The sequence below is a fragment of the Sphingomonas sp. CROZ-RG-20F-R02-07 genome (assembly GCF_022662335.1).
Taxonomy (GTDB): Bacteria; Pseudomonadota; Alphaproteobacteria; order Sphingomonadales; family Sphingomonadaceae; genus Sphingomonas.
In genome coordinates this window covers 1-305 of the sequence record NZ_JAKNQJ010000057.1, presented here as the reverse complement: position 1 = coordinate 305, position 305 = coordinate 1, and the positions used below count along the sequence as shown (strand labels likewise).

Here is a 305-nt window from a genome sequence, read left to right as displayed (position 1 = left end):
TGAGCTGCTGCCGGTCCGATGGACACGAGGTTAAGCTACCTGCGCTTGCCGCTCGAAGTCCATGGGGCTGAGATAGCCCAGCGTCGAGTGCCGGCGCGTCGGGTTGTAGAAGCGCTCGATATAATCGAACACGTCCGCCTTCGCGTGATTGCGCGTTCGATATGTCTTCCGACCGATCCGTTCGGTCTTCATCGACGAGAAGAAGCTCTCCATTGCCGCGTTGTCCCAGACGTTGCCCGACCGGCTCATCGAGCATGTCACACCGTTGTCGGCCATCAGCCGCTGGAACTTCTCGCTCGTATATT

Annotated in this window: 1 protein-coding gene; it reads right to left on the bottom strand. The window is 59.0% G+C overall.

Annotated elements, in window-relative coordinates; all coding sequences use genetic code 11:
* Window positions 1-30: 30 nt before the first annotated feature.
* Window positions 31-305 (bottom strand): IS3 family transposase (locus tag L8H00_RS18695; protein ID WP_242098870.1); only part of this gene is annotated, 275 nt, incomplete at its 5' end.